Consider the following 23,340-nt stretch of genomic DNA (forward strand, 5'->3'; position numbering starts at 1 on the left):
CACCCTCCCCGCTAACGACGCGCCTCCGGGCGCAGAACAACGGAGCACCCCCTCAATGAGACGAGCGAAAATCGTCGCCACCCTCGGCCCGGCAACGTCGTCGTACGAGACCATTCGTGCGATCATCGACGCCGGCGTGGACGTGGCCCGCATGAACCTCAGTCACGGAAGCTACGACGTCCACGAAGGCATCTACCGCATCGTGCGGAAGGCCGCGGACGACGCCGGGCGCGCGGTCGCGATCCTCGTCGACCTCCAGGGTCCGAAGATCCGACTCGGCAAGTTCGAGGGCGGCCCGTACGCTCTCGCCGAGGGCGACGTCTTCACCATCACCACCGAGGACGTCCTCGGCACGCGCGAGCTCTCGGGCACCACGTTCAAGGGCCTCCCGGACGACGTGAACCCGGGCGACATGCTCCTCATCGACGACGGCAAGGTCGCTGTCCGCGTCACCGCCGTCGAGGGCCCCCGGGTCGTCACCGAGGTCGTCGTCCCCGGCAACGTCTCGAACAACAAGGGCATCAACCTGCCCGGTGTCGCGGTCAACGTCCCCGCCCTCTCCCAGAAGGACGAGGACGACCTCCGCTGGGCGATCCGCCTCGGCGCCGACATCATCGCCCTCTCCTTCGTGCGCAACGCCAGCGATATCGAGCGCGTGCACGAGATCATGGCGGAGGAGGGCCGCAAGGCTCCCGTCATCGCCAAGATCGAGAAGCCGCAGGCGGTCGACAACCTGCAGGAGATCATCGACGTCTTCGACGGCATCATGGTCGCCCGCGGCGACCTCGGCGTCGAGCTGCCCCTCGAGGCGGTGCCGATCGTGCAGAAGCACGCCGTCGAGCTCGCCCGCCGCTGGGCGAAGCCGGTCATCGTCGCGACCCAGATGCTCGAGTCGATGATCGAGAGCCCCCGCCCCACCCGGGCCGAGGCCTCGGACGTCGCGAACGCCATCCTCGACGGCGCGGACGCGGTCATGCTCTCGGGCGAGACCAGCGTCGGAGCCTGGCCCGTCGTCACCGTGCAGACCATGGCCCGCATCGTCGAGTCCACCGAGGAGCACGGCCTGGAGCGCATCCCCCCGCTGGGGAGCAAGCCCCGCACCCAGGGCGGATCCGTCACGCTGGCCGCCGCCGAGGTCGCCGAGTTCGTCGAGGCGAAGTTCCTCTGCGTGTTCACCGAGTCGGGCGACTCGGTCCGCCGCATGACGCGCCTGCGCCACGGCATCCCGATCATCGGCTTCACCCCCGAGCCCGCCGTCCGGCGCCGCATGGCGCTGAACTGGGGCGTCCAGTCCTTCGTCACGCCGCGCGTCAACCACACCGACGCGATGTTCGCGCAGGTGGACGCGGTGCTGCTCCGCGAGGGCCTCGCCCAGGCGGGCGAGACCGTGGTCGTCGTCTCCGGATCGCCCCCCGGGCGCGCCGGCACGACGAACGACATGCGGGTGCACATCGTCGGCTCGTCCAGCTCGGCCGACAGGGCCGAGAACTGGGACCACTGAGTCCAGCACCCCCGGAGGGCCCGGTCGCGCGAGCGGCCGGGCCCTCCGGCGTTCCCCGGCGGTCCGCGTGGCAGGACGCGCCTCCGCGGGCGGATACCGTGGACCCATGCGACTCGGCGTGCTCGACATCGGCTCCAACACGGTCCACCTGCTCCTCGTCGACGCGCACCCCGGCGCCCGCCCGGTGCCCTACCGCTCGCACAAGCGGAGCCTCGCTCTCGTGGCGCACCTCGACGAGGCGGGGGAGATCACCGAGCGTGGCCAGCGCGAGCTGATCGCGTTCGTGACCGAGGCCGCCGAGGTCGCCCGCGAGCACCGCGCGGAGGACCTGCTGGCGTTCGCGACCTCGGCGATCCGCGAGGCCGGCAACGGCGCGGCGGTCCTCGACCGGGTCCGCGCCGAGACGGGCGTGCACCTCCAGGAGCTCGGCGGCGAGGCGGAGGCGTCGGCCACCTTCCTCGCCGTGCGCCGCTGGTTCGGCTGGGGCGCGGGCTCGATCCTGGACCTCGACATCGGCGGCGGCTCGTTCGAGCTCTCGATGGGCGTGGACGAGGTGCCCGAGCTCGCCGTGTCGGTCCCGCTCGGAGCGGGGCGGGTGACGCGGGACCTGCTGGTCGGCGATCCCGCTTCGGCCACGAGCGTGAAGGCCGCCCGGCGTCACGCCCGCGAGGTGCTCGCGGAGCCCGTCCGCGGCTTCCTCGCCCTGGGGCGCCCCGACCTGGTCGCAGGCACGTCGAAGACCTTCCGGTCTCTGGCGCGGATCACCGGCGCCGCTCCGAGCGCCGCCGGTCCGCTGGTGCGCCGCGAGCTGCACCTGGTCGACCTCCGGCTGTGGTCCGCCCGCCTCGCCGCGATCAGCGCGGCCGATCGCTCAGCGCTGCCCGGCGTCTCCGCTCTGCGGGCTCCGCAGCTGCTCGCGGGCGCTCTCGTCGCGGAGGCGGCCATGGACGCCCTCGGCATCGAGACGCTGGTGATCTGCCCCTGGGCCACCCGCGAGGGGCTGATCATCCGCCGCTTCGAGCTGCTCGACGCGCAGATCCAGCGTGCGGACGTTCAGCTCAGCGCGATGCTGTAGGACAGCGACCGCCGGCCGCCCGGCTCGAGGACGATCTGGCGCGGCTTGTCGACGATGTCGCCGTCCCAGCCCTCGGGGGTCGGGACGCTCCGCCACGGCTCGAGGCAGACGAACGGGGCCCCGACGGGCTTCCACACGCCGACCACGTCGAAGTCCCCGGTGTCGACGACGATCGCGCGGGCGGCGCCGTCGGCCTCGAGCCGGAGGGTCCGCCGGCGCGGCTCGTCGAAGATCACCACGCCCTCCTCGAAGTGCGCGTCGTCCACTGTCAGGACCCCGTCCTCGAGCGGCGCCGGGTGGCGCGCCTCGAGCAGCAGGTTCTCCGGAGCGCGGCGGTACCCCTCCGGCTCGGGCTGCGCGAAGCGGATGCGGTGCTCGCCGCGGCCCTCGGGCAGCGGCAGCGCGAAGGCCGGGTGGTTCCCGAGCGAGAAGCCCAGCGGAGAGGGACCCCTGTTCTCGACGGTCTGGGTGATCCGGAGCGAGGCGCCGGTCACGGCGTAGGCGATGAGGAGCGTCCAGTCGAAGGGGAACACCGCGCGCGTGGCGTCGTCGCTCCGGAGCCGGAACACCGCCTCGTCCGCCGAGACGCCCGCGAGCTCGAAGACCCGGTCCCGCGCGAAGCCGTGCTGCCCCATCCGGTGGTCCGCGCCGTCGTGGTGCAGCGTGTCGCCGGGGAGGCGGCCGATGATCGGGAACAGGACGGGAGCGTGCCGGCGCCACTCCGGGCCGGCCTGCCACAGGTACTCGCGGCCCTCGTCGTCGCGGAGGGACGTCATCTCGGCCCCGGCGGTCGTCAAGGCGAGGCGCAGGCTCTCGCTGCCGAGGGTGAGGACGGTGGGCGCGGGGGAGTCGCTGCTGGTCATCCTCCGATTCTGCCCGTCACGCGGTGCGGGCGGGGGTGTCGGCGGCGCGTGGCAGCATGGGGCGGTGCCTCCCGAGTCGACCCCTTCCTCCTGGCGCGCCCGCGTCGGCGAGCTCAGCGGACCCGCCGAGGCCGAGTCGCCGCCCGTCCTCACTCCGATCGGGCTGCAGTTCGAGCTGCGCCGGCTGGTGCGCCGGGCCGACGATCCCTGGCGGGCGCCGGCGAGCGAGCGCGTCACGGCGAAGACCTACGACGCCGCCGAGCGCCGCGACCACCGTCTGGCCACCCGCCCCGTCGTCCGCGGGCGCGGGGGCGCCTGGAACCGCACCACCCTCACCTGGAAGTCGCTGAACTTCCAGACCCACCGGCTCTCGCTCGACCCCGCTCACCAGCGCTGGTTCGCCGAGTTCGCGGCCCTGCACCGCGCCACGCGCACCGTCCACCTGGGGCAGGACCCCGACTGGATCCACCTCGACGACTACGAGAGCCCGCTGCTCTGGCGGCTGCTCGAGCAGGCGCAGGCCGTCGGGATCCCGCTGCTCGCCCCGGAGAAGGGCGCGGTCCGCCTCGCCGGTCCCGCCCATGTGGCGGTGACGGTCTCGGCGGAGGCGGGAGGCCTGCGGCTGCGGCCCGTCCTGCGGATCGACGGCGCGGAGCACTTACCGGAGTCCGCGCGTCCGGTCGCCCGGCACGGCGTCTACGCGGTCGAGGGCGGCGATCCGTCCTCGCTCCTGCTCGCGCCCGCGTCCCTGCCCTTCGACGACGAGGAGCTGCGGCTCCTCGACCACCCCGGGGAGACGGAGGTCCCGGCGGAGGACGTGCTCGAGTTCGTCGGCGAGCACCTCCCCGCCCTCCGCGGCCGCGTCGCGGTCCGCGAGGAGGGCGTCGATCTCGTCCTGGACGATCCGGAGCCTCCGCGCCTGGTCTGCACGGTCTCGTTCGAGCCGCGGCGAGCCGTCGGAGTGGGCTGGCACTGGCGCCGCGCGCCCGATCGCGCGGGCGAGCTCGACGGCACGGCCGACGCGGCTCTCGAGCGCGCGGTGCTCCGCCGGGTGCGCTCGGTGCTCGGCGAGGCCGGGTCCGCTCTCGTGCCGGAGCCGGGGACGAGCGCGGTCCTGCGCGGAGCCGAGGCGGCGGTGTTCGTGGTGGAGCAGCTCCCGCAGCTGGAGGGGATCGGCGGGGTCCGGATCGAGCGCGAGGGCGCGGCCCCGGACTACCGCCTGCTGACCGGACCGCTCACGCTCACGATCTCCGCGGTCGACACCGAGAGCGCCGACTGGTTCGACCTCGGCGTCGTCGTGACGATCGGCGACGCGACCGTGCCGTTCCTGCCCCTCTTCCGCGCTCTGGCGGCGGGCGGCGACCGCATCCGCCTGGTCGATCACTCCTACCTCTCGCTCGCGCACCCCGGCCTCGACCGGCTCCGGGAGCTGCTGACCCGGGCGGACGAGCTCGCGGAGTGGGAGACGGGACCGCGGCTCGGCCGGCACCAGACCGGGCTGTGGAACGAGCTGGAGGAGCTCGCCGACGAGAGCGTCCCCTCCGACGCGTGGCGCGCCGTGCTCGACTCCGCGCTGGCCGCCGGGTCGCCGGAGGACGTGGAGCCACCGGAGGGCCTGACCGCCCGGCTGCGTCCGTACCAGCGGGCGGGCTACGCCTGGCTCGTGCACCGCCTCCGTCACGGGCTCGGCGGGATCCTGGCCGACGACATGGGTCTCGGCAAGACCCTGCAGGCGCTGGCCATGATGCTCGACGCGGTCGAGGAGGCGGGCCGCGCCGGGATCCGCCGCGCGCCGTTCCTCGTGGTCGCCCCCACCTCGGTCGTGCCGGGCTGGCGCTCGGAGGCCGAGCGCTTCGCGCCCGCCCTGCGCGTCCACGTCGTCGCGAGCTCGCGGGAGGGCGCGCTCGACGCGATCCCGGCCGACGCGGACGTGGTCCTCACCAGCTACGCGGTCCTGCGCCTCGGCGGCGAGCGCTGGGCGTCGAGGACGTGGTCGGCGCTGATCCTCGACGAGGCCCAGTTCGTCAAGAACCCCGCCTCGCAGACGCACCGGGCCGCCCGCGGGGTCGGCGCGCCCGTCACGCTCGCGCTCACCGGCACACCGCTGGAGAACTCGCTCGACGAGCTCTGGGCGGTCCTCGCCCTGGTGGCGCCCGGGCTCCTGCCGCCGCTGCGCCGCTTCCGCGAGGAGTACACCCGGCCGATCCTGCACGCGGAGGCGCCCGTCGGCATCGCCTCGCCCGATCTGTCCGAGGGACGGACCGTCAGCCACACCGAGGGCGCGCGCCGCCGCCTCGAGAGACTGCGCCGACGACTGCGTCCGTTCCTGCTCCGCCGCACCAAGGAGGCGGTGGCGCCGGAGCTCCCCGAGAAGCAGGAGCAGACGATCGAGGTCGCGCTGACCCCCGCCCACCGGGTGCTCTACGACGGCTACCTCCAGCGCGAGCGGCGGAAGCTCCTGGGTCTGGTCGACGACCTCGACCGGCAGCGCTTCACGGTGTTCCGATCGCTCACCCTCCTGCGCCTGCTCGCGCTCGACGCGTCCCTGGTCGACCCGGCCTACCGGCACGTCCCGTCCGCGAAGCTCGACGTGCTCGTCGAGCAGCTCGACGACGTGATCGCGGAGGGCCGCCGGGCGCTCGTCTTCAGCACCTTCACCTCGTACCTGGAGCGGGCGGGGGAGCGACTGCGCCGGCGCGGCATCCCCTTCGTGCAGCTCGACGGCTCCACGCGGGACCGTGCGGGCGTGATCGAGGAGTTCCGCTCGGGAGCCGCGCCCGTCTTCCTGATCAGCCTCAAGGCGGGCGGCACCGGACTCACGCTCACCGAGGCCGACCACGTCTTCATCCTCGACCCGTGGTGGAACCCGGCGGCCGAGGCGCAGGCCGTCGACCGCGCGCACCGCATCGGCCAGGACCGGCGGGTGAACGTGTACCGGCTGGTGGCGACGGACACGATCGAGGAGAAGATCGTGCGCCTCCAGGAGCGCAAGGGCCGCCTCAGCACGGCGGTGCTCGACGAGGGCGAGCTCTTCGCCCGGGCGCTGTCGGCCGACGACGTCCGCGAACTGCTGGCCGAGTGACCACGGCCCCACGAAGGGTGACAGAACGGCCAGGCGCGGCCCAGGATCCGAGCGCACACTGAGCGGATGAGACGCCGCCGCCCCCGCCCCCGCGCCGACTGGATCGTGGCCCTCGAGAAGGGCGACGACGCCGGGCTCTTCGGACCGGGCAGCGCGGTCTGGGCGGTCAACGGCGGCCTGCCCACGATGATCGCCGGAGTGCGGGCTCTGCTCATGCAGACCCTCCACGCCGGAGCGATGGCCGGTGTCCACGACCACTCCCGCTACCGCGAGGACCCGATGGGCCGGCTCGACAACACGGTCCGCTGGGTCCTGACCACCAGCTTCGGCGACACCGCCGCGGCGAGCGGAGCGGCGCGCTGGGTGACCGGCGTGCACGAGCGGATCGTCGGCTCCTACGAGGACGCCGGCGGGCGCGAGCGCTCCTACTCGGCGCAGGACCCCCGCCTGCTGCTCTGGGTGCACGACGCCTTCACCGACGCGTTCCTCGGCGCCCACGAGATCTGGGGCGGACGGATCCCCGGCGGCCCCGACGCCTACGTGCGCGAGTGGGCCGCCTCCGGCCGGCTGCTCGGAGTGCAGGATCCGCCCGAGAGCGTCGCGGAGCTCCGCGCGCAGCTCGCCGGATTCGCGGGCGAGCTCAAGCCCGACGCACGCGTGCAGGAGGCGGTCGGGTTCCTCCGCGACATCCGGCTGCCGGGCGAGGCGGGCGTGGTCTACCCGCTGCTGTTCGCCGGCGCGGTCGCCTCGCTCAGCCCCGAGGTGCGGAGGCTCCTGGGCCTCCGGCGCCCGTGGTGGCCCGCGATCACGGCGAACCGCCTGCTGTTCGTGTTCCTGGGCCGGTATCTCGGCCGGGTCTCGCCGAGCGAGCAGGCCGCGATCGACCGCATCGCCGGCCTCGACCAGGTTCGCACCGGCGCCTGACGCTCTTCCCGTACACCTGTCCGGGAAGTGGTAGACTGACGTCGATGACTCCCGCCCGCCTCGCCTCCGTGCCCGCGGCGGAGTCCCCCTCGGCGCTCGGCTCCGCTGATCCGCGAGCCCGGCGCACCCGCCGCCGCGTGTTCGACGCGGTCGAGCGGCTGGTCATGCAGAGCGACGGCGAGAGGGCCGAGGGCATCGCGGTGAGCGACATCGTGCGCGAGGCCGGGATCAGCCGCAGCTCGTTCTACGCCCACTTCGACGACGCGGCGGGAGTCGCCTCCGCGCTGCTCCGCCAGGACCTCGTGGTCGCCGACGTCGCCGAGGGCGATCCCGCCGACCGCTCCGGAGCCGACGCCCTGCAGCGCGGCTACTCGCGGCTCGTCGAGCGGCTGGTCGACCGCCACGCCTTCCATGCCCGGCTCCGCGCGCGGGCCTCCGCCCGGGTCGCCTCCGACGACGCCGTGCTCGACACGGCGCTCGCCCTGCACCGCGAGGTGCTCGCCCGGGTCGACGTCCCCGCAGCGGTCGACCCCGAGCTCACCGCGGTCTTCGCGGCCGGCGGCGTCCTCTCCGTGGTCGGCGCCTGGCTCGCCGGCTCCCTCGACGGCACCGACGAGGAGCTGGTCGAGCACCTCGTCGCGCTGCTCCCGGCCTGGCTCGCCGCGGCGCCGCTGCGCCCCCTGGACTCCTCACTCCCACCACGCCCCACGACGAAAGGCACGACATGATGACATTCGAGGTCGGCGAGACCCTGGTCTACCCGCACCACGGAGCGGTGACGATCACCGGGCTCGAGAAGCGCTCGGTCAAGGGCGTCGAGAAGACGTTCATGACGATGAACGTGCACACCAGCGAGCTCACCATCACCCTCCCCGTCGAGAACGCCGAGCTCGTCGGCGTCCGCGAGATCATCGACGACGCCGGAGTCCAGGCGGTCTACGACGTCCTGCGCAGCGACGTCGCGGAGGAGGCCAGCAACTGGTCCCGCCGCTTCAAGGCCAACCAGGAGAAGATGGCCAGCGGCAGCGTGTATCGCGTCAGCGAGGTCGTCCGCGACCTGTGGCGCCGCGAGCAGGCGGGCGGCGTCTCGGCCGGCGAGAAGCGGATGCTCCTCAAGGCGCGTCAGATCCTCGTGTCGGAGCTCTCGCTCGCCCTGAAGGGCACCGACGAGGAGGCCTCGGCCAAGCTCGACGAGGTCCTCGCCTCGGCGATCTGACCCCGCGTCGCGGCGGGCCGGCTCACTCGGGCCGGCACGCCGCGATGATCCTCGCGGCGACCTCGTCCTGCGAGGCGGAGCCGTCGATCCGCACCAGGAGCTCGCGCTCGTCGTAGACCTCCGCCAGAGGAGCCGTCTCGCGCTCGTAGACCTCGATCCGGTTCCGCACCACCTCGGGGTCGTCGTCGGCGCGGTCCTGCTCCTGCGCCCGCACGTGCAGCCGCTCGAGGACCACGTCCGCGTCGGCCGTCAGCAGCACGACGCACGAGAGCGGCGTGCCCCGCTCCTCGAGGAGCTCCGCCAGCGCGTCCACCTGGGCGAGCGTGCGCGGGTAGCCGTCGAGGATGAACCCGTCCCGGGCGTCCTCCTCGGCGATGCGCTCGGCGACCAGGGCGTTCGTCAGCTCGTCCGGCACGTACTCGCCGGCCTCCACAAGCGCCCGCAGACGCCGTCCGAGGTCGGTGCCGTCGGCGACGTGCGCGCGGAACAGATCGCCGGTGGAGATCGCCGGCACCCCCAGCTCGCGCGACAGCACGGCCGCCTGGGTGCCCTTGCCCACGCCGGGCGGGCCCATCATGATGACGCGCATCGCTCGTCCTCCTCGGTGTCGTCAGGCGATGCTAGCGGTGCGGAGCGGGGTGGCCGGTGCACACCGCGCCCGTAGGCTGGCGGGACGAGCCGAGGAGGAGCGATGCCCGCAGCACCCGGGGCCGAGCAGGCCGCCGCCGATCTGGCCGCGCTCCTGCGCGAGGTCTCCGCCGAGCTCGACGCCCGCGGCATCGCCGACCAGGCCGTCGCCGAGCTGCGGACGCCGCGCGCGATCCTCGGCTTCCGCCGCAAGCCGGTGATGGCGCCGGTGACCCGCGCGTGGCGCCTCGGCGTGGTGCTCCTCGGACGCGAGGGCGAGCTCCTCGCGACGGGCTCGGTCACTCGTGCCGTCGCTCCGCTGCACGCCAACAACCAGTCCGAGTCGCAGGAGGTGCGCCGCGAGATCCGGCGCGCCGCCTTCGACGGTCCGTTCCAGGAGGGCGAGATCGTCAACTACGGCTGGCGGCGCCTCGCGCTGGACGCCGCAGCGCTCGAGTCGGGCCAGGAGCCGCTGGCACTGCGCGACTCCGAGGTGCTCGTGCGCTGGGCGCCCGGTCTGGGAGAGCAGGGACTGATGCCGCTGCGCCGGTACCTGGCCGACCGCCTCGACCTCCTCGAGGCCGACTAGCGCCGGGTCACTCCTCCTCGGCCACCGGGTGGAACCACGGCGGGTAGACGGCGACGCGGGGAGAGGCGTCGATCCCCTCGAAGAGAGCCTTGACGCGGTTGCGGGCGGCGACCGACGCCACGCCGACCGTCGCGACGCCCTCGAGCGGGAAGCGCTCGGGCACGAGCGCCTCGGCGCTGCGCAGGGCCGGCTCGTCGACCAGGAGGCGCGCGAAGGTGCGCACGAGCGCATCGCCCTCGGTGAAGCGCGTGAGGACGTGGGAGGCGTCGCCGTCGCTCAGCACCGGGGCTGAGGCGAGCGAGCCCACCAGGACGACGTACTGCGAAGCGGTGGTCTCGTGGGCGCTCGGCGACCAGTGCGGAGCGACCCGCTCGCCGCGCAGGTCGGCCCAGAGGGCGGCGTCGGGGGAGAGGAAGAAGGGCACGAAGCCGGCGACGCTGACGCCGTCCTTCACCTGCACGGCACGGCGGTGCTCGCGGGTGGTCTCGGCGCTGACGTCGATCGCGGGGCGCTCCTGGAGCTGCTGGTCCGCCAGGATCGCGCCGGCGGCGACGATCGCCTCGAGGTTGTCGAGGTGGGTGACGTGGTAGATCCGCTGCGCGGCGATGTCGACCTTCGGCAGGGGCTTCTCGCGCGCCGTGCCGCGGGCGGCGGCACGGGCGGTGGCCGCACGGGAGGTCCCGGGCACGCGCGCGGGGGCGCGGGTGGCACGGCCGACCTGCTCGGGGAGCTTCTTCGGGGTGCAGACGTCGCAGAGCGCGATGTCGAGGCCGTGGATGCATTCGGTGGGCACTCTGGATTCCTTCTGCGCGCGGGCTCGGGGTTCCGCCGCAGGGACGACGTTACGCGACCGGGGCCCCCGCGCGTCCCGGCGGCGGCGATCCGCGGGGCCGCGGCGTCCGCCCGGGCATCCTCTGGGAGGCGCCGGAGCACCGCTTGCCGCCGCGTAGCGTGAGCGGGATGAAGCGCGTGCCGCCCGCCGAGGGCCAGGAATCCGTCTGGGACTACCCGCGACCCCCGAGGGTCGAGACCACCACCGAGCACGTGGTCGTGCGGCTGGGCGGCGTCGTCGTCGCCGAGTCCCGCGACGCTCTCCGCGTCCTCGAGACGAGCCACCCTCCCGTCTACTACCTCCCCGTGTCCTCGTTCGCGCCCGGGGCGCTCGAGCCCGCGCCCGGCCGCAGCATCTGCGAGTTCAAGGGCGCGGCCTCCTACCTGACCGTGCGCGGGGGAGGAGGAGCGGTCGCGGAGGCGGCGGGCTGGACGTACCCCGAGCCGATGGCCGGCTTCGAGGCCCTCGTCGACACCGTCGCCCTCTACCCCGGCCGGATGGACTCCTGCACGGTCGACGGCGAGGCGGTCCAGCCGCAGCCGGGCGACTTCTACGGCGGCTGGATCACCTCGCGCGTGGTCGGTCCGTTCAAGGGCTCGCCGGGCACGATGTTCTGGTGAATCAGACGGGGGAGGGCGGACCGAGCGGATCCTGGACGAGGACCGCTCGTGCGGCGTCGACCCCCGAGGCATCCAGCGTCCATTCCGGCCGCACCAGGGTCTCCGGTGTGACGCGGAACCGCAGCTCCTCGACCGACATACCGTCCGGACCGACGATCCGGTGCGTCCCGTTCGGCCGGTAGCCGAGGGCCTCCGAGACCCGGATCGAGCGGGTGTTCCAGGCGAGGGCGGCGCTCTCGGCGACCTCGGCTCCGAGGTGGTCGAAGGCGAGGAGGAGGACGGCGGCGCGCATCTCCTGCCCGAGGCCGCGGCCCTGCGCCGAGCGGGTGAGCCACGAGCCCGAGGTCAGGGTGCGGGTGGTGGCGAAGGACTCGGCGACCACGTCCTGGCAGCCGACGACCCGGCCGTCCTCGACCACGGCGAACGCGACGCGCCACGACTCCCGCGTCGTCTGCGCGCGCTGCGACCAGTGGAAGCGGGCGAGCTCGCCGGGCAGGCGCTCCGCCGGCGCCTCGGCCCAGGGGGAGGGGAACGGCGAGCGGCCGCTCTCGTGCACGCCCGCGAGGGCTGCCTCGGCGAGAGGGCCGAGGTCGGCGTCGCGGACCGGATGCAGCTCGAGCCGCGGCGTGCGCAGCTCCAGCGAGAACAGGGGCCAGGGGTCGGTGCTCATCCGACGACGCTAGCGAGCGGAGGCGCGCACCGCGCGACCAGGCGGGTACCGGTGGTGGGACTCGAACCCACAAGCCCTCTCGGACAGAGCATTTTGAGTGCCCCGCGTCTGCCATTCCGCCACACCGGCTCATCACCAGCCCGTCGAGAATACCGTAGGCTCATCGGCGTGACTGACCAGGAACCCTCGTCGACCGCACCCCGTCGGGTCGTCGTCGCCGAAGACGAATCCCTCATCCGCCTCGACATCGTGGAGATCCTCCGCGACAACGGCTTCGAGGTCGTCGGCGAGGCCGGCGACGGAGAGACCGCTGTGGCCCTCGCCACCGAGCTGCGCCCCGATCTCGTCATCATGGACGTCAAGATGCCCCAGCTCGACGGCATCTCGGCGGCCGAGCGCCTCTCGAAGGCGCACATCGCGCCCGTCGTCCTGCTCACCGCCTTCAGCCAGAAGGAGCTCGTCGAGCGCGCCAGCGAGGCCGGAGCGCTCGCCTACGTCGTGAAGCCCTTCACGCCCAACGACCTGCTGCCCGCGATCGAGATCGCCCTCTCGCGGTACGCCCAGATCCTCACCCTCGAGGCCGAGGTCGCCGACATGGTCGAGCGCTTCGAGACCCGCAAGCTCGTCGACCGCGCCAAGGGCCTGCTCAACGAGAAGATGGGGCTCACCGAGCCCGAGGCGTTCCGCTGGATCCAGAAGGCCTCCATGGACCGCCGGCTCACCATGCACGACGTCGCGCAGGCGATCATCGAGCAGCTGAGCACGAAGAAGGCCTAGCGCGAGGCCGGGCCCGAGGGCCCACGGCCTCAGGGCCAGAGGCGGGTGCGCTCCCACGGGGAGCCGCCCGCCTCCTTCGTTCCCGGGCGGTACTCGAGACGGGTGTGATCCTGCTCCGGCGCGGTCGAGCCCTGCCAGAACTCGATGCGCTCGGGCACGACGCGGTAGACGGCCCACTCCCGGTCGAGCGTCGCGGGCGAGCAGCCCACGGCGACGCTGGTCTGGAGCGTGACGAGGCCGAAGTCCTGCGCGCTGCGCATCGGCTCGCTCTGGCGTCCGACGAGCAGGGCGGTGCGAGCGGCCTCGGAGCGGCGGCGGAAGTCGTCGGCCGACTCCTGCGCGGAGGCGCGCTCGACCCGGCCCTCGACCCGGACCTGACGGCCCTGGACCGGCCAGAAGAAGGTCAGCGCGGCGTGCGGGTTCTCCTCCATGGCGCGTCCCTTGGGGCTGGTGGCATGGGTGGAGAACGCCCAGCCCGCCTCGTCGATCTCGCGCAGCACAAGCACGCGCGCCGAGACCGTGCCGTCGTCGGAGGCGGTGGAGAGCGTGGCGCCGTGGGGGAGGAGCTGCCCCGCGTCCCCCGCCTCCTGGAGCCACTGCGCGAACAGCTCGAGAGGATCGGCCGGAGCCGCCTCCGCATCGAACGAGGGCAGCTCGGAGGGCATGGACGGGAGGCTCTTGAGGAGTTGGCGAAGGCTCATCCGATCAGTGTCGCCCTTCGTGCGCCGCCGGGCACAGTCGCGCGGAGTCGCTTGACAGTGCCGCTCGCCGCGGTGCCGGGTCCCCGAGCGGCGCGGCAGACCGGTCGATCTCGGGTCGCTCGCAGGCGCGGGCGGTCCCGACGAAGGTCGCGGTCCTGGGCGCGGTCCTCGCGCACCGCTCCCGCGAGGGGGACCCGTCCGCTCCCGTCAGCGGGCGTCGCGGATGATGTTGGTGATCCGCACGGTGGAGAGGCGGCGCCCCTCCTGGTCGCGCACGACGATCTCGTGGGTGGTGAGGGTGGAGCCCAGGTGGATCGCGTCGCAGGTGGCGATCACGAAGCCCGAGTGGACCGACCGGCTGTGGCTCGCGTTCAGCTCGATGCCCATCGCCAGGCGGCCCGCGCCGGCGTGCACGTTCGCCGCGATCGAGCCCATCGATTCGGCGAGCACGACGTGTGCGCCGCCGTGCAGGATGCCGACCGGCTGCCGGTTGCCCTCGACGGGCATCGAGGCCACCGAGTGCTGCGGGGTGAGCTCGTGCCAGAGGATCCCCATCCGCTCGGCGAGCTCGCCCATGCCGCGGCCGATCCCGGCGACCAGGTCGAGCGCGGGCGGGCGGATCCAGGCGGTCGTGGTGGGGGTCGGCTCGGTCACGTCGCTCCTCGCGCTGGAGCCTCGGAGCGGCCCTGACCGGCGGGCGCGAGCGGGCCGATCCGGTGTCGGAGGCGCTGTGTAGTCTGGCCCTGTGTCAGATCCGGAACAGCCTACCCTCCTGCTCGTCGACGGCCATTCCCTGGCGTTCCGGGCGTTCTACGCGCTCCCGGTCGACAGCTTCCAGACCCGCGAGGGCCAGCACACGAACGCCATCCACGGCTTCCTCTCGATGCTGATCCTGCTGCTGAAGAACGAGAAGCCGACCCACCTCGGCGTCGCGTTCGACATCTCCCGCTACTCGTTCCGCACCCGCGAGTACCCGGAGTACAAGGGCACCCGCGGCGAGACGCCGCCCGAGTTCAAGGGCCAGGTCCCCCTCCTCGAGGAGGCGCTGCACGCCATGAACATCCGGACCGTCTCGAAGGAGGACTTCGAGGCCGACGACATCCTCGCGACGCTCGCGCGCCAGGGGGCCGAGGCCGGCTTCCGCGTGCTGGTCGTCTCGGGCGATCGCGACACCATCCAGCTGGTGACCCCGGACGTCACCCTGCTCTACCCCTCCACCCAGGGCGTCTCGCAGCTCACCCGCTACGACCGCGACAAGGTCTTCGAGAAGTACGGCGTCGAGCCGCACCAGTACCCCGAGATCGCCGCGCTCGTCGGCGAGACCAGCGACAACCTGCCCGGCGTCGACAAGGTCGGCCCCAAGACGGCCGCGAAGTGGGTCAACCAGTACGGCACGGTCGCCGACATCATCGCCCACGCCGACGAGATCAAGGGCGTGGTCGGCGAGAAGCTGCGCGAGCAGAAGGAGAACGCGCTCCGCAACCGCCGCCTCAACCGGCTGGTGACGGACGTCGAGCTCCCCCTCGGGCCGCACGATCTGACGCGCCGTCCGATCGATCCCGACGCGGTCCGCGAGATCTTCAGCCGCCTCGAGTTCAAGACCCTGCAGGAGCGGGTCCTCACGATCGCCGCGGAGGAGGGCGTCGACGGCGCCGCCGCGGCCCTGGCGGGCGACGTGGTCACGACCTCAGCGCCCGCCGTCCGCACCCTGGTCGACGAGGAGCTCGCGCACTGGCTCGACCGCGTGTCGGCGAAGGGCACCGCGCCCGTCGCCGTGCAGGTCCTGCTCGGAGCCGGCGGGCTCGAGGGTGTGGGTCTCGCGGTCGAGAAGGAGACGGCGTTCGTCCCGTGGGCCGCCGAGCGGCCCGACTACACCGCGCTCGAGCAGTGGCTGGCCGGGCCCGCCCCCAAGTACTTCGCCGACGCGAAGCCCCAGATCAAGGCGCTGCGGAGGGCCGGACTCCCCGTCGCGGGGCTCGCGTTCGACACCCGCGTCGCCTCCTGGCTGGTACAGCCCACCGGGCACCCGGCCACGCTCGCGGCGCAGGTCGCGCAGCACCTCGACGAGACCATGGCGCAGGGCGACCCGAATCAGCTGGTCCCCACCGTCGAGCCGATGGGGCCCGCCACCGAGGCCTGGTACGCGTACCGGCTCGTCGCTCCGCTGCGCGAGCGGCTGGGCGAGGGGATGCTCTCGGTGCTCGTCGACATCGAGCTGCCGATCGTCCAGGTCCTCGCGACGATGGAGCTCACCGGCGTCGCGATCGACGCCGACGTCCTGGCGCGCCTCCGCGCCGAGCTGACCGTCTCGGCCGCCGACCTCGCGAGCCGCGCGTTCGCCGAGATCGGCCACGAGATGAACCTCGGCTCGCCCAAGCAGCTGCAGCAGGTCCTCTTCGAGGAGCTCGACATGCCGCGCACCCGGGCCACGAAGACGGGCTACACCACCGACGCCTCCGCCCTCGCCGACCTGCAGGAGTCGCACCCGCACCCGTTCCTCGGGCTGCTCCTCGAGCACCGCGACGCGACCAAGCTCAAGCAGATCATCGAGACGCTCGAGAAGTCGGTCACCGCCGACGGCCGGATCCACACCAGCTACGACCAGACCGGCACGGCCACCGGCCGGATCTCCTCCAACGACCCGAACCTGCAGAACATCCCCGTCCGCAGCGAGGTGGGCCGCCGCATCCGCACCGCCTTCGTCCACGGAGCGGACGCGAGCACCCTCCTCACTGCCGACTACTCGCAGATCGAGATGCGGATCATGGCGCACCTGTCCGGCGACGCCGGGCTGATCGAGGCCTTCCACTCCGGCGAGGACCTGCACCGCTTCGTCGGATCGCGGATCTTCGGCGTCGATCCGGGTGACGTCACCTCGGCCATGCGCAACAAGGTCAAGGCGATGTCGTACGGCCTCGCCTACGGCCTGAGCGCCTTCGGCCTGTCGAAGCAGCTGCGCATCTCGAGCGCCGAGGCGAAGCAGCTGATGACCGACTACTTCGTCCGCTTCGGCGCGGTGCGCGACTACCTCCGCAGCGTCGTCGAGCAGGCCCGCGAGACCGGCTACACCGAGACGATCTTCGGTCGCCGGCGTCCCTTCCCCGACCTGCAGAGCGCGAACCGCGTCCTCCGCGACAACGCCGAGCGGGCGGCGCTCAACTCGCCGATCCAGGGCTCGGCCGCCGACATCATGAAGCGGGCGATGATCGGCGTGCAGGCCGACCTCGACGAGCAGGGGCTCGGCTCGCGGATGCTCCTCCAGGTGCACGACGAGCTCATCTTCGACGTCGCCCCCGGCGAGGAGGAGCCGCTCGAGGCGGTCGTCCGCGGCCGGATGGCGGGTGCCGCCGACCTGAGCGTCCCGCTCGAGGTGCAGGTGGGCCACGGGTCCGACTGGGACGTCGCCGCGCACTGAGCCGGCCGCAGGGCCTGGCTAGGCTCGGAGGCATGAGCACCGACACCCCCCGCGAGCCCACCGCCGTCGACGCCGTCGCCGAGCGCTGGGTCGACACGCTCGTCGACCTCGACCCCACCCTCGGCACCGCGATCGGACGCAGCGGCGCGAACGGCCGCCTGGGCGACTACTCGCCGGCCGGTCTCGAGCGCGCCCGGGCGGCGACCGCCTCGGCCCTCGCCGAGCTCGAGGCAGCCGACCCCGTGGACGACGTCGACCGCGTCACGGTCGCCGACCTCGGCGCCGAGCTCCGGCTCTCCCTGGAAGGGCACGACGCCGGTCTGCCGCTGCGGGACCTCAACGTGATCGCGTCCCCGGCGCAGGAGCTGCGCGACGTCTTCGACCTGATGCCGACGGACGAGGTCGCCGACTGGGAGGCGGTCGCCGAGCGGCTGCTGGCCGTGCCGGCCGCCCTCGAGGGCTACGCGGAGACCCTGCGCGAGGGGATCCGCACCGGCGTGGTCCCCGCCCGCCGCCAGGTCGAGCTCGTCGCCGAGCAGGCGCGGAAGATCGCCGCTCCCCGCGGGTTCTTCGCCGAGCTGGCCGCGGAGGCCGCTCCCGCCGCCGGATCCCTGCCCGCGTCGCTCGCCCAGCGGTTGGAGGACGGCGCCCGCCGTGCCTCGGCCGCCTACGGGTCGCTCGCGCAGTTCCTCCGGGGCGAGCTCGCCCCCGCCGCGACCGAGCAGGACGCCGTCGGCCGGGAGCTGTACGCGCTGCACTCCCGCCGCTTCCTCGGCGCTGTCGTCGACCTCGACGAGACCTACGAGTGGGGGATCGAGGAGCTGGCCCGCATGACGTCCGAGCAGGAGGCGATCGCGCGCGAGATCCTGCCCGGCGCCTCCGTCGCCGAGGCGATCGCCCACCTCGAGGCGGACCCGGCCCGCACTCTGCACGGCGTCGACGCTCTGCAGGCGTGGATGCAGGAGACCAGCGACCGCTCCGTCCGCGAGCTCGCCGGCACCGCCTTCGACATCCCGGAGGAGGTGCGCCGCCTCGAGTGCAGGATCGCGCCGACCCAGGAGGGCGGCATCTACTACACCGGTCCGAGCGACGACTTCTCGCGCCCGGGGCGGATGTGGTGGTCGGTTCCGGCCGGAGTCACCGAGTTCGCCACCTGGCGGGAGCTGACCACGGTCTACCACGAGGGCGTCCCGGGCCATCACCTGCAGATCGGCCAGGCCGTCCACAACCGCGCCCGCCTCAACACCTGGCGCCGTCAGCTCGCCGGGACCTCCGGCCACGCCGAGGGCTGGGCGCTCTACGCGGAGCGGCTGATGGAGCGCTTCGGCTACCTCGACGACCCGGCCGACCGCCTGGGCATGCTCGACGGCCAGCGGATGCGCGCGGCGCGCGTCGTGCTGGACATCGGCGTGCACCTCCAGAAGCCGATGCCGGGCTCCGGCACCGTCTGGACCGCCGAGTCGGCCCTCGACTTCATGCGGGCCAACGTGAACATGGACGACGCGTTCGTGCGCTTCGAGGTGAACCGGTACCTCGGGTGGCCGGGGCAGGCTCCGTCCTACAAGATCGGGCAGCGGATCTGGGAGCAGCTGCGCGACGAGGCGGAGGTGCGCGAGGGCGCCGCGTTCTCGCTCGCGGCCTTCCACCGGAGGGCGCTCGACCTCGGCGGCGTCGGTCTCGACACCCTCCGCTCCTCCCTCGCCGGCTGACTCCGGAACCCGCGCCTGGACGGGCGCGGCGAGATTGCCGTGCGCCTCCCGGGGCGTCTAAGCTGGGGTGTCACATCTGTGGCGCCGCCGTGCCCGCGGCGCGCGAGGAAGGCCGGTCCTCCGGCCGGCCGAGCGCGGCTCCCGGGCCGGAGGCACATCCCTCACCACCGCAGTGGTCACCACTCCGCCGAGCCGCGAGGCCCGCAGGCGGCCGCCGCCCGAGACCCATCCATCCTGGAGCATCCCTTAATGACAACCGCAACGACCGACAAGGCAACCAAGCAGGTCGCGATCAACGACATCGGGTCTGCTGAAGACTTTCTTGCCGCGGTCGAAAAGACTCTGAAGTTCTTCAACGACGGAGACCTCATCGAAGGCACCGTCGTGAAGATCGACCGCGACGAGGTCCTCCTCGACGTCGGCTACAAGACCGAGGGCGTCATCCCCTCGCGCGAGCTCTCCATCAAGCACGACGTCGACCCCTCCGAGGTCGTCAACGTGGGCGACAGCGTCGAGGCCCTCGTCCTCCAGAAGGAGGACAAGGAGGGTCGCCTGATCCTGTCCAAGAAGCGTGCGCAGTACGAGCGCGCGTGGGGCGACGTCGAGAAGATCAAGGAGTCGGACGGCGTCGTCACCGGCTCGGTCATCGAGGTCGTCAAGGGCGGTCTCATCGTCGACATCGGCCTCCGCGGCTTCCTCCCGGCCTCGCTCATCGAGCTGCGCCGCGTCCGCGACCTCACGCCGTACCTCGGCCAGGAGATCGAGGCGAAGATCCTCGAGCTCGACAAGAACCGCAACAACGTGGTCCTGTCGCGTCGCGCGCTCCTCGAGCAGACCCAGTCCGAGAGCCGCACCACGTTCCTGAACAACCTGCACAAGGGTCAGGTCCGCAAGGGCGTCGTGTCGTCGATCGTCAACTTCGGTGCGTTCGTCGACCTCGGCGGCGTCGACGGTCTCGTCCACGTCTCCGAGCTCTCCTGGAAGCACATCGAGCACGCCTCCGAGGTCGTCGAGGTGGGCCAGGAGGTCACCGTCGAGATCCTCGAGGTCGACCTCGACCGCGAGCGCGTGTCGCTCTCGCTCAAGGCGACCCAGGAGGACCCGTGGCAGGTCTTCGCCCGCACCCACGCGATCGGACAGGTCGCGCCGGGCAAGGTCACGAAGCTGGTCCCGTTCGGTGCCTTCGTCCGCGTCGCGGACGGCATCGAGGGCCTCGTCCACATCTCCGAGCTGTCGGGCAAGCACGTCGAGCTCGCCGAGCAGGTCGTGTCGGTCGGCGAAGAGGTGTTCGTCAAGGTCATCGACATCGACCTCGACCGTCGCCGCATCTCCCTCTCGCTCAAGCAGGCGAACGAGAACGTCGACCCCGAGGGCACCGAGTTCGACCCGGCGCTCTACGGCATGGCCACGGAGTACGACGACCAGGGGAACTACAAGTACCCCGAGGGCTTCGACCCCGAGACCAACGAGTGGCGCGAGGGCTTCGAGTCGCAGCGCGAGGCCTGGGAGCAGGAGTACGCCGCTGCTCAGGCGCGCTGGGAGGCCCACAAGGCCCAGGTGGCGAAGTCGCAGGAGGAGGCGGCCACCGTCTCCGAGGGCGTCTCGGTCGGCGCCGGCTTCACCAGCGAGTCGACCACCGGCGGCACCCTCGCCGACGACGAGTCGCTCGCCGCGCTCCGCGAGAAGCTGTCCTCGAACAACTGATCGCGAGCACATCGCATCGAACGGCCGGTCCCCTCGGGGGCCGGCCGTTCGGCGTTCCGGGCGACGGCGCTGGGTAGGGTGGCCGGGTGCATCTCGTCGCCCTCACCGGAGGCATCGCCTCGGGCAAGTCCACCGTCGCCCGCCGTCTCGCCGAGCACGGAGCGGTGGTGGTCGACGCCGACGTCCTCGCGCGCGAGGTCGTCGAGCGTGGGGAGCCGGCGCTGGCGGCGATCGCCGAGCGCTTCGGCCCGTCCGTGATCGGCGCGGACGGCGCGCTCGACCGCCCGGCGCTCGGCGCGATCGTCTTCTCGGACGCGGCGGCCCGCGCCGACCTCAATGCGATCACCCATCCGGCGGTGACGCTCCGCTCGCAGCGGCTGTTCGCGGAGGCCGCGGCGGCGGACCCGGCAGCGGTGGTCGTCTACGACGTCCCCCTCCTCGCCGAGGGCCGCGGAGCGGGGGAGTTCGACGAGGTGGTCGTCGTGCACGCGCCCCAGCACCTCCGCATCGAGCGTCTCGTCGCCCTCCGGGGACTGACCGAGGAGGAGGCACGTGCGCGGGTCTCGTCGCAGGCGAGCGACGAGGAGCGCCTCGCCCTCGCCGACGTCGTGATCGACTCCTCCGGCACGCTGGAGGAGACGCTCGCTCGGACCGACGCGCTGTGGGAGCGGCTCGCCCACTGACGGTCCCTCCCGGACACCCGCCCTCGTGCCCGAGCGGCCCGGTCGGGGAGCGCACCCCCGTTCGCCGCCAGCGCACGCGCCGTCCGGTGTCGGTGGTCGCGGCTACGCTTCGAACCATGGAGCCAACCCGTGCCGTGCACCCGTTCGAGGTCATCAGCGAGTACAAGCCGAGCGGTGACCAGCCCGGCGCGATCGCCGATCTGAGCGCCCGCATCAACGCCGGCGAGACCGATGTCGTCCTGCTGGGCGCCACCGGAACCGGCAAGTCCGCGACCACGGCCTGGCTCGTCGAGGCCGTGCAGCGCCCCACGCTCGTGCTCGCGCACAACAAGACCCTCGCCGCGCAGCTCGCCAACGAGTTCCGCGAGCTGTTCCCCAACAACGCCGTCGAGTACTTCGTCTCGTACTACGACTACTACCAGCCCGAGGCCTACGTCCCGCAGACCGACACCTTCATCGAGAAGGACAGCTCGGTCAACGCCGAGGTCGAGCGGCTGCGCCACTCCACCACGAACTCGCTCCTGAGCCGCCGCGACGTGATCGTGGTGTCGACCGTCTCGTGCATCTACGGCCTCGGCCAGCCCGAGCAGTACCTCGAGGCGATGGTGGCGCTCCAGGTCGGCCAGCGGGTCGACCGGGACCGCCTCATCCGCAAGTTCGTGTCGATGCAGTACGCGCGCAACGACGTCGACTTCGCCCGCGGCACCTTCCGGGTGCGGGGCGACACGATCGAGATCATCCCGATGTACGAGGAGCTCGCGATCCGGATCGAGATGTTCGGCGACGAGATCGAGGCGCTCTACACGCTCCACCCGCTCACCGGCGACATCGTCCGGAAGCTCGACTCCGTGTCGGTCTTCCCCGGCTCGCACTACGTCGCCAGCCAGGACGTCATGCACCGTGCGATCGACACCATCCAGCAGGAGCTCGAGGTGCGCCTGGCCGACCTCGAGAAGCAGAACAAGCTCCTCGAGGCGCAGCGCCTGCGGATGCGCACGACCTTCGATCTCGAGATGATGCAGCAGATCGGATTCTGCTCCGGCATCGAGAACTACTCCCGCCACATCGACGGCCGCGAGTCGGGCGAGGCCCCGCACTGCCTGCTCGACTACTTCCCGGACGACTTCCTCGTCGTGATCGACGAGTCGCACGTGACGGTGCCGCAGATCGGTGCGATGTACGAGGGCGACGCGTCCCGCAAGCGCACGCTGGTCGAGCACGGCTTCCGCCTGCCCTCGGCGATGGACAACCGGCCCCTGAAGTGGGAGGAGTTCAAGTCGCGCGTCGGTCAGACCGTCTACCTCTCGGCGACCCCGGGCCGCTACGAGATGGGCATCGCCGACGGCATCGTCGAGCAGATCATCCGCCCGACCGGCCTGATCGACCCCGAGATCGTCGTCAAGCCGACGAAGGGCCAGATCGACGACCTGCTCGAGGAGATCAAGCGCCGCACCGAGCGCGACGAGCGCGTGCTCGTCACGACGCTGACGAAGCGCATGGCCGAGGAGCTCACCGACTTCCTCACGGAGGCGGGCGTCCGCGTCCGCTACCTGCACTCCGACGTCGACACCCTGCGCCGCGTCGAGCTCCTCTCGGAGCTGCGGGCGGGCGTCTACGACGTCCTGGTCGGCATCAACCTGCTGCGCGAGGGGCTCGACCTGCCCGAGGTCTCGCTCGTGGCGATCCTCGACGCCGACAAGGAGGGCTTCCTCCGCTCGTCCACGTCGCTCATCCAGACGATCGGCCGTGCGGCGCGCAACGTCTCGGGCGAGGTCCACATGTACGCCGACAAGGTGACGGACTCGATGCGGCTCGCGATCGACGAGACCGACCGCCGACGCGAGAAGCAGGTCGCCTACAACCTCGACCACGGCATCGACCCGACACCGCTGCGGAAGAAGATCGCCGACATCACCGACGCCCTCGCCCGCGAGGGGGCCGACACCGCCAAGCTGCTCGCCGGGCGCGATGCCAAGAAGAAGAGCCCGACGCCGAACCTGCGCCGTCAGGGTCTCGCCGCGAACGGCGGCAACGACCTCGAGGCGATCATCTCCGACCTCAACGGGCAGATGCTCCAGGCGGCGGGCGAGCTCAAGTTCGAGCTCGCGGCCCGGCTGCGGGACGAGGTCCAGGAGCTCAAGCGCGAGCTCCGCCAGATGGAGAAGGCCGGGCACCTGTCCTGATCGGGGGCGCTGATCCGCAAGGGGAGGGGCCCGCGGATCAGCGCCCAGCGAACGCCACGGGCGATGTCGGTGGCTCCGCATACACTTTCCGAGTGTCGATCCTGAACGCCGTTACGGACCCCTCCTCCACCCCCTCTCCCTCCTTCCACCGCTTCGTCTCCTCGCTCGA

20 protein-coding genes and 1 tRNA gene are annotated in these 23,340 nt (G+C 72.5%); 14 read left to right on the top strand and 7 right to left on the bottom strand.

Annotated features, from left to right (window positions below):
• Positions 1-55: 55 nt before the first annotated feature.
• Together pyk and GSU40_RS07455 are read left to right on the top strand one after the other, a co-directional pair.
• Positions 56-1,501 (top strand): pyruvate kinase, encoded by a 1,446-nt coding sequence (gene pyk, locus GSU40_RS07450; protein ID WP_104221869.1) that lies wholly within the window; start codon positions 56-58, stop codon positions 1,499-1,501.
• 106 nt (positions 1,502-1,607) lie between these two features.
• The gene (locus GSU40_RS07455; protein ID WP_104225306.1) at positions 1,608-2,576 is read left to right on the top strand and encodes an exopolyphosphatase; all 969 of its coding nucleotides are present in this window, start codon (positions 1,608-1,610) and stop codon (positions 2,574-2,576) included.
• On the opposite strand, the gene GSU40_RS07460 is transcribed toward GSU40_RS07455, so the two are convergent.
• Positions 2,555-3,439, bottom strand: coding sequence for an aldose 1-epimerase family protein (locus GSU40_RS07460; protein ID WP_160034282.1), 885 nt, complete (start codon positions 3,437-3,439; stop codon positions 2,555-2,557). The two genes, GSU40_RS07455 and GSU40_RS07460, sit on opposite strands and share 22 nt — an antisense overlap.
• Before the next feature lie 64 nt (positions 3,440-3,503).
• Between GSU40_RS07460 and GSU40_RS07465 the strand changes: the two genes are divergently transcribed.
• The 4 genes from GSU40_RS07465 (at position 3,504) to GSU40_RS07480 (ending at position 8,661) form a co-directional block, all read left to right on the top strand.
• A complete protein-coding gene (locus GSU40_RS07465; RefSeq protein WP_160034284.1) occupies positions 3,504-6,521 on the top strand; it encodes a DEAD/DEAH box helicase in 3,018 nt (1,005 codons plus the stop codon).
• A gap of 66 nt (positions 6,522-6,587) precedes the next feature.
• Positions 6,588-7,445, top strand: a complete 858-nt coding sequence (locus GSU40_RS07470; protein WP_160034286.1) for an oxygenase MpaB family protein — start codon at positions 6,588-6,590, stop codon at positions 7,443-7,445.
• A 44-nt stretch (positions 7,446-7,489) separates the two neighbouring features.
• Positions 7,490-8,173 (top strand): TetR/AcrR family transcriptional regulator, encoded by a 684-nt coding sequence (locus GSU40_RS07475; RefSeq protein WP_104221877.1) that lies wholly within the window; start codon positions 7,490-7,492, stop codon positions 8,171-8,173.
• Positions 8,173-8,661 carry a CarD family transcriptional regulator gene (locus GSU40_RS07480; protein WP_068257183.1) on the top strand — a complete coding sequence of 163 codons (489 nt, stop codon included), beginning with the start codon at positions 8,173-8,175 and terminating at the stop codon, positions 8,659-8,661. Before GSU40_RS07475 ends, GSU40_RS07480 begins: the two co-directional genes overlap by 1 nt.
• A gap of 22 nt (positions 8,662-8,683) precedes the next feature.
• Here the strand turns inward: GSU40_RS07480 and GSU40_RS07485 are convergent, their stop codons facing one another.
• Positions 8,684-9,250, bottom strand: coding sequence for an adenylate kinase (locus tag GSU40_RS07485; protein ID WP_104221879.1), 567 nt, complete (start codon positions 9,248-9,250; stop codon positions 8,684-8,686).
• A gap of 102 nt (positions 9,251-9,352) precedes the next feature.
• Here GSU40_RS07485 and GSU40_RS07490 point away from each other — a divergent pair, with 102 nt between their 5' ends.
• Positions 9,353-9,877 (top strand): hypothetical protein, encoded by a 525-nt coding sequence (locus tag GSU40_RS07490; RefSeq protein WP_160034288.1) that lies wholly within the window; start codon positions 9,353-9,355, stop codon positions 9,875-9,877.
• A 7-nt stretch (positions 9,878-9,884) separates the two neighbouring features.
• On the opposite strand, the gene GSU40_RS07495 is transcribed toward GSU40_RS07490, so the two are convergent.
• On the bottom strand, positions 9,885-10,670 hold the full coding sequence (locus GSU40_RS07495; protein WP_104221883.1) for a DarT ssDNA thymidine ADP-ribosyltransferase family protein: 786 nt from the start codon (positions 10,668-10,670) through the stop codon (positions 9,885-9,887).
• 167 nt (positions 10,671-10,837) lie between these two features.
• On the opposite strand from GSU40_RS07495, the gene GSU40_RS07500 reads away from it, so the two are divergent.
• Positions 10,838-11,329, top strand: a complete 492-nt coding sequence (locus GSU40_RS07500) for a DUF427 domain-containing protein (RefSeq protein WP_104221885.1) — start codon at positions 10,838-10,840, stop codon at positions 11,327-11,329.
• A gap of 1 nt (position 11,330) precedes the next feature.
• Here GSU40_RS07500 and GSU40_RS07505 read toward each other — a convergent pair whose 3' ends face one another.
• Together GSU40_RS07505 and GSU40_RS07510 are read right to left on the bottom strand one after the other, a co-directional pair.
• Positions 11,331-11,999 carry a GNAT family protein gene (locus GSU40_RS07505; RefSeq protein ID WP_160034290.1) on the bottom strand — a complete coding sequence of 223 codons (669 nt, stop codon included), beginning with the start codon at positions 11,997-11,999 and terminating at the stop codon, positions 11,331-11,333.
• Positions 12,000-12,045: 46 nt separating this feature from the next.
• Positions 12,046-12,128 (bottom strand) — tRNA-Leu (locus GSU40_RS07510).
• A gap of 39 nt (positions 12,129-12,167) precedes the next feature.
• On the opposite strand from GSU40_RS07510, the gene GSU40_RS07515 reads away from it, so the two are divergent.
• On the top strand, positions 12,168-12,776 hold the full coding sequence (locus GSU40_RS07515; RefSeq protein ID WP_104221889.1) for a response regulator: 609 nt from the start codon (positions 12,168-12,170) through the stop codon (positions 12,774-12,776).
• 29 nt (positions 12,777-12,805) lie between these two features.
• Here GSU40_RS07515 and GSU40_RS07520 read toward each other — a convergent pair whose 3' ends face one another.
• The gene (locus tag GSU40_RS07520) at positions 12,806-13,477 is read right to left on the bottom strand and encodes a pyridoxal 5'-phosphate synthase (RefSeq protein WP_160034292.1); all 672 of its coding nucleotides are present in this window, start codon (positions 13,475-13,477) and stop codon (positions 12,806-12,808) included.
• Positions 13,478-13,684: 207 nt separating this feature from the next.
• Positions 13,685-14,053 carry a hotdog fold thioesterase gene (locus GSU40_RS07525; protein ID WP_104222132.1) on the bottom strand — a complete coding sequence of 123 codons (369 nt, stop codon included), beginning with the start codon at positions 14,051-14,053 and terminating at the stop codon, positions 13,685-13,687.
• Positions 14,054-14,222: 169 nt separating this feature from the next.
• Between GSU40_RS07525 and polA the strand changes: the two genes are divergently transcribed.
• The 5 genes from polA (at position 14,223) to uvrB (ending at position 23,171) form a co-directional block, all read left to right on the top strand.
• A complete protein-coding gene (polA, locus tag GSU40_RS07530) occupies positions 14,223-16,892 on the top strand; it encodes a DNA polymerase I (RefSeq protein WP_104347762.1) in 2,670 nt (889 codons plus the stop codon).
• A 32-nt stretch (positions 16,893-16,924) separates the two neighbouring features.
• Positions 16,925-18,601 (top strand): DUF885 domain-containing protein, encoded by a 1,677-nt coding sequence (locus tag GSU40_RS07535; RefSeq protein WP_160034294.1) that lies wholly within the window; start codon positions 16,925-16,927, stop codon positions 18,599-18,601.
• A gap of 249 nt (positions 18,602-18,850) precedes the next feature.
• Positions 18,851-20,305, top strand: a complete 1,455-nt coding sequence (rpsA, locus tag GSU40_RS07540) for a 30S ribosomal protein S1 (protein WP_104221897.1) — start codon at positions 18,851-18,853, stop codon at positions 20,303-20,305.
• An 86-nt stretch (positions 20,306-20,391) separates the two neighbouring features.
• A complete protein-coding gene (gene coaE, locus GSU40_RS07545; protein WP_160034296.1) occupies positions 20,392-20,988 on the top strand; it encodes a dephospho-CoA kinase in 597 nt (198 codons plus the stop codon).
• Positions 20,989-21,104: 116 nt separating this feature from the next.
• Positions 21,105-23,171 carry an excinuclease ABC subunit UvrB gene (gene uvrB / locus GSU40_RS07550; protein WP_104221901.1) on the top strand — a complete coding sequence of 689 codons (2,067 nt, stop codon included), beginning with the start codon at positions 21,105-21,107 and terminating at the stop codon, positions 23,169-23,171.
• The last annotated feature ends 169 nt before the right edge of the window (positions 23,172-23,340 follow it).

The organism is Rathayibacter sp. VKM Ac-2805 (assembly GCF_009834265.1).
Taxonomy (GTDB): domain Bacteria; phylum Actinomycetota; class Actinomycetes; order Actinomycetales; family Microbacteriaceae; genus Rathayibacter.

Coding starts and splice junctions, on each gene's coding strand:
- pyk (WP_104221869.1), top strand. CDS start 56: ATGAGACGAGCGAAAATCGTCGCCACCCTCGGCCCGGCAACGTCGTCG.
- GSU40_RS07485 (WP_104221879.1), bottom strand. CDS start 9,250: ATGCGCGTCATCATGATGGGCCCGCCCGGCGTGGGCAAGGGCACCCAG.
- GSU40_RS07535 (WP_160034294.1), top strand. CDS start 16,925: ATGAGCACCGACACCCCCCGCGAGCCCACCGCCGTCGACGCCGTCGCC.
- GSU40_RS07470 (WP_160034286.1), top strand. CDS start 6,588: ATGAGACGCCGCCGCCCCCGCCCCCGCGCCGACTGGATCGTGGCCCTC.
- GSU40_RS07455 (WP_104225306.1), top strand. CDS start 1,608: ATGCGACTCGGCGTGCTCGACATCGGCTCCAACACGGTCCACCTGCTC.
- uvrB (WP_104221901.1), top strand. CDS start 21,105: ATGGAGCCAACCCGTGCCGTGCACCCGTTCGAGGTCATCAGCGAGTAC.
- GSU40_RS07525 (WP_104222132.1), bottom strand. CDS start 14,053: ATGGGCGAGCTCGCCGAGCGGATGGGGATCCTCTGGCACGAGCTCACC.
- GSU40_RS07490 (WP_160034288.1), top strand. CDS start 9,353: ATGCCCGCAGCACCCGGGGCCGAGCAGGCCGCCGCCGATCTGGCCGCG.
- GSU40_RS07505 (WP_160034290.1), bottom strand. CDS start 11,999: ATGAGCACCGACCCCTGGCCCCTGTTCTCGCTGGAGCTGCGCACGCCG.
- GSU40_RS07475 (WP_104221877.1), top strand. CDS start 7,490: ATGACTCCCGCCCGCCTCGCCTCCGTGCCCGCGGCGGAGTCCCCCTCG.
- GSU40_RS07480 (WP_068257183.1), top strand. CDS start 8,173: ATGACATTCGAGGTCGGCGAGACCCTGGTCTACCCGCACCACGGAGCG.
- GSU40_RS07460 (WP_160034282.1), bottom strand. CDS start 3,439: ATGACCAGCAGCGACTCCCCCGCGCCCACCGTCCTCACCCTCGGCAGC.
- rpsA (WP_104221897.1), top strand. CDS start 18,851: ATGACAACCGCAACGACCGACAAGGCAACCAAGCAGGTCGCGATCAAC.
- GSU40_RS07500 (WP_104221885.1), top strand. CDS start 10,838: ATGAAGCGCGTGCCGCCCGCCGAGGGCCAGGAATCCGTCTGGGACTAC.
- GSU40_RS07520 (WP_160034292.1), bottom strand. CDS start 13,477: ATGAGCCTTCGCCAACTCCTCAAGAGCCTCCCGTCCATGCCCTCCGAG.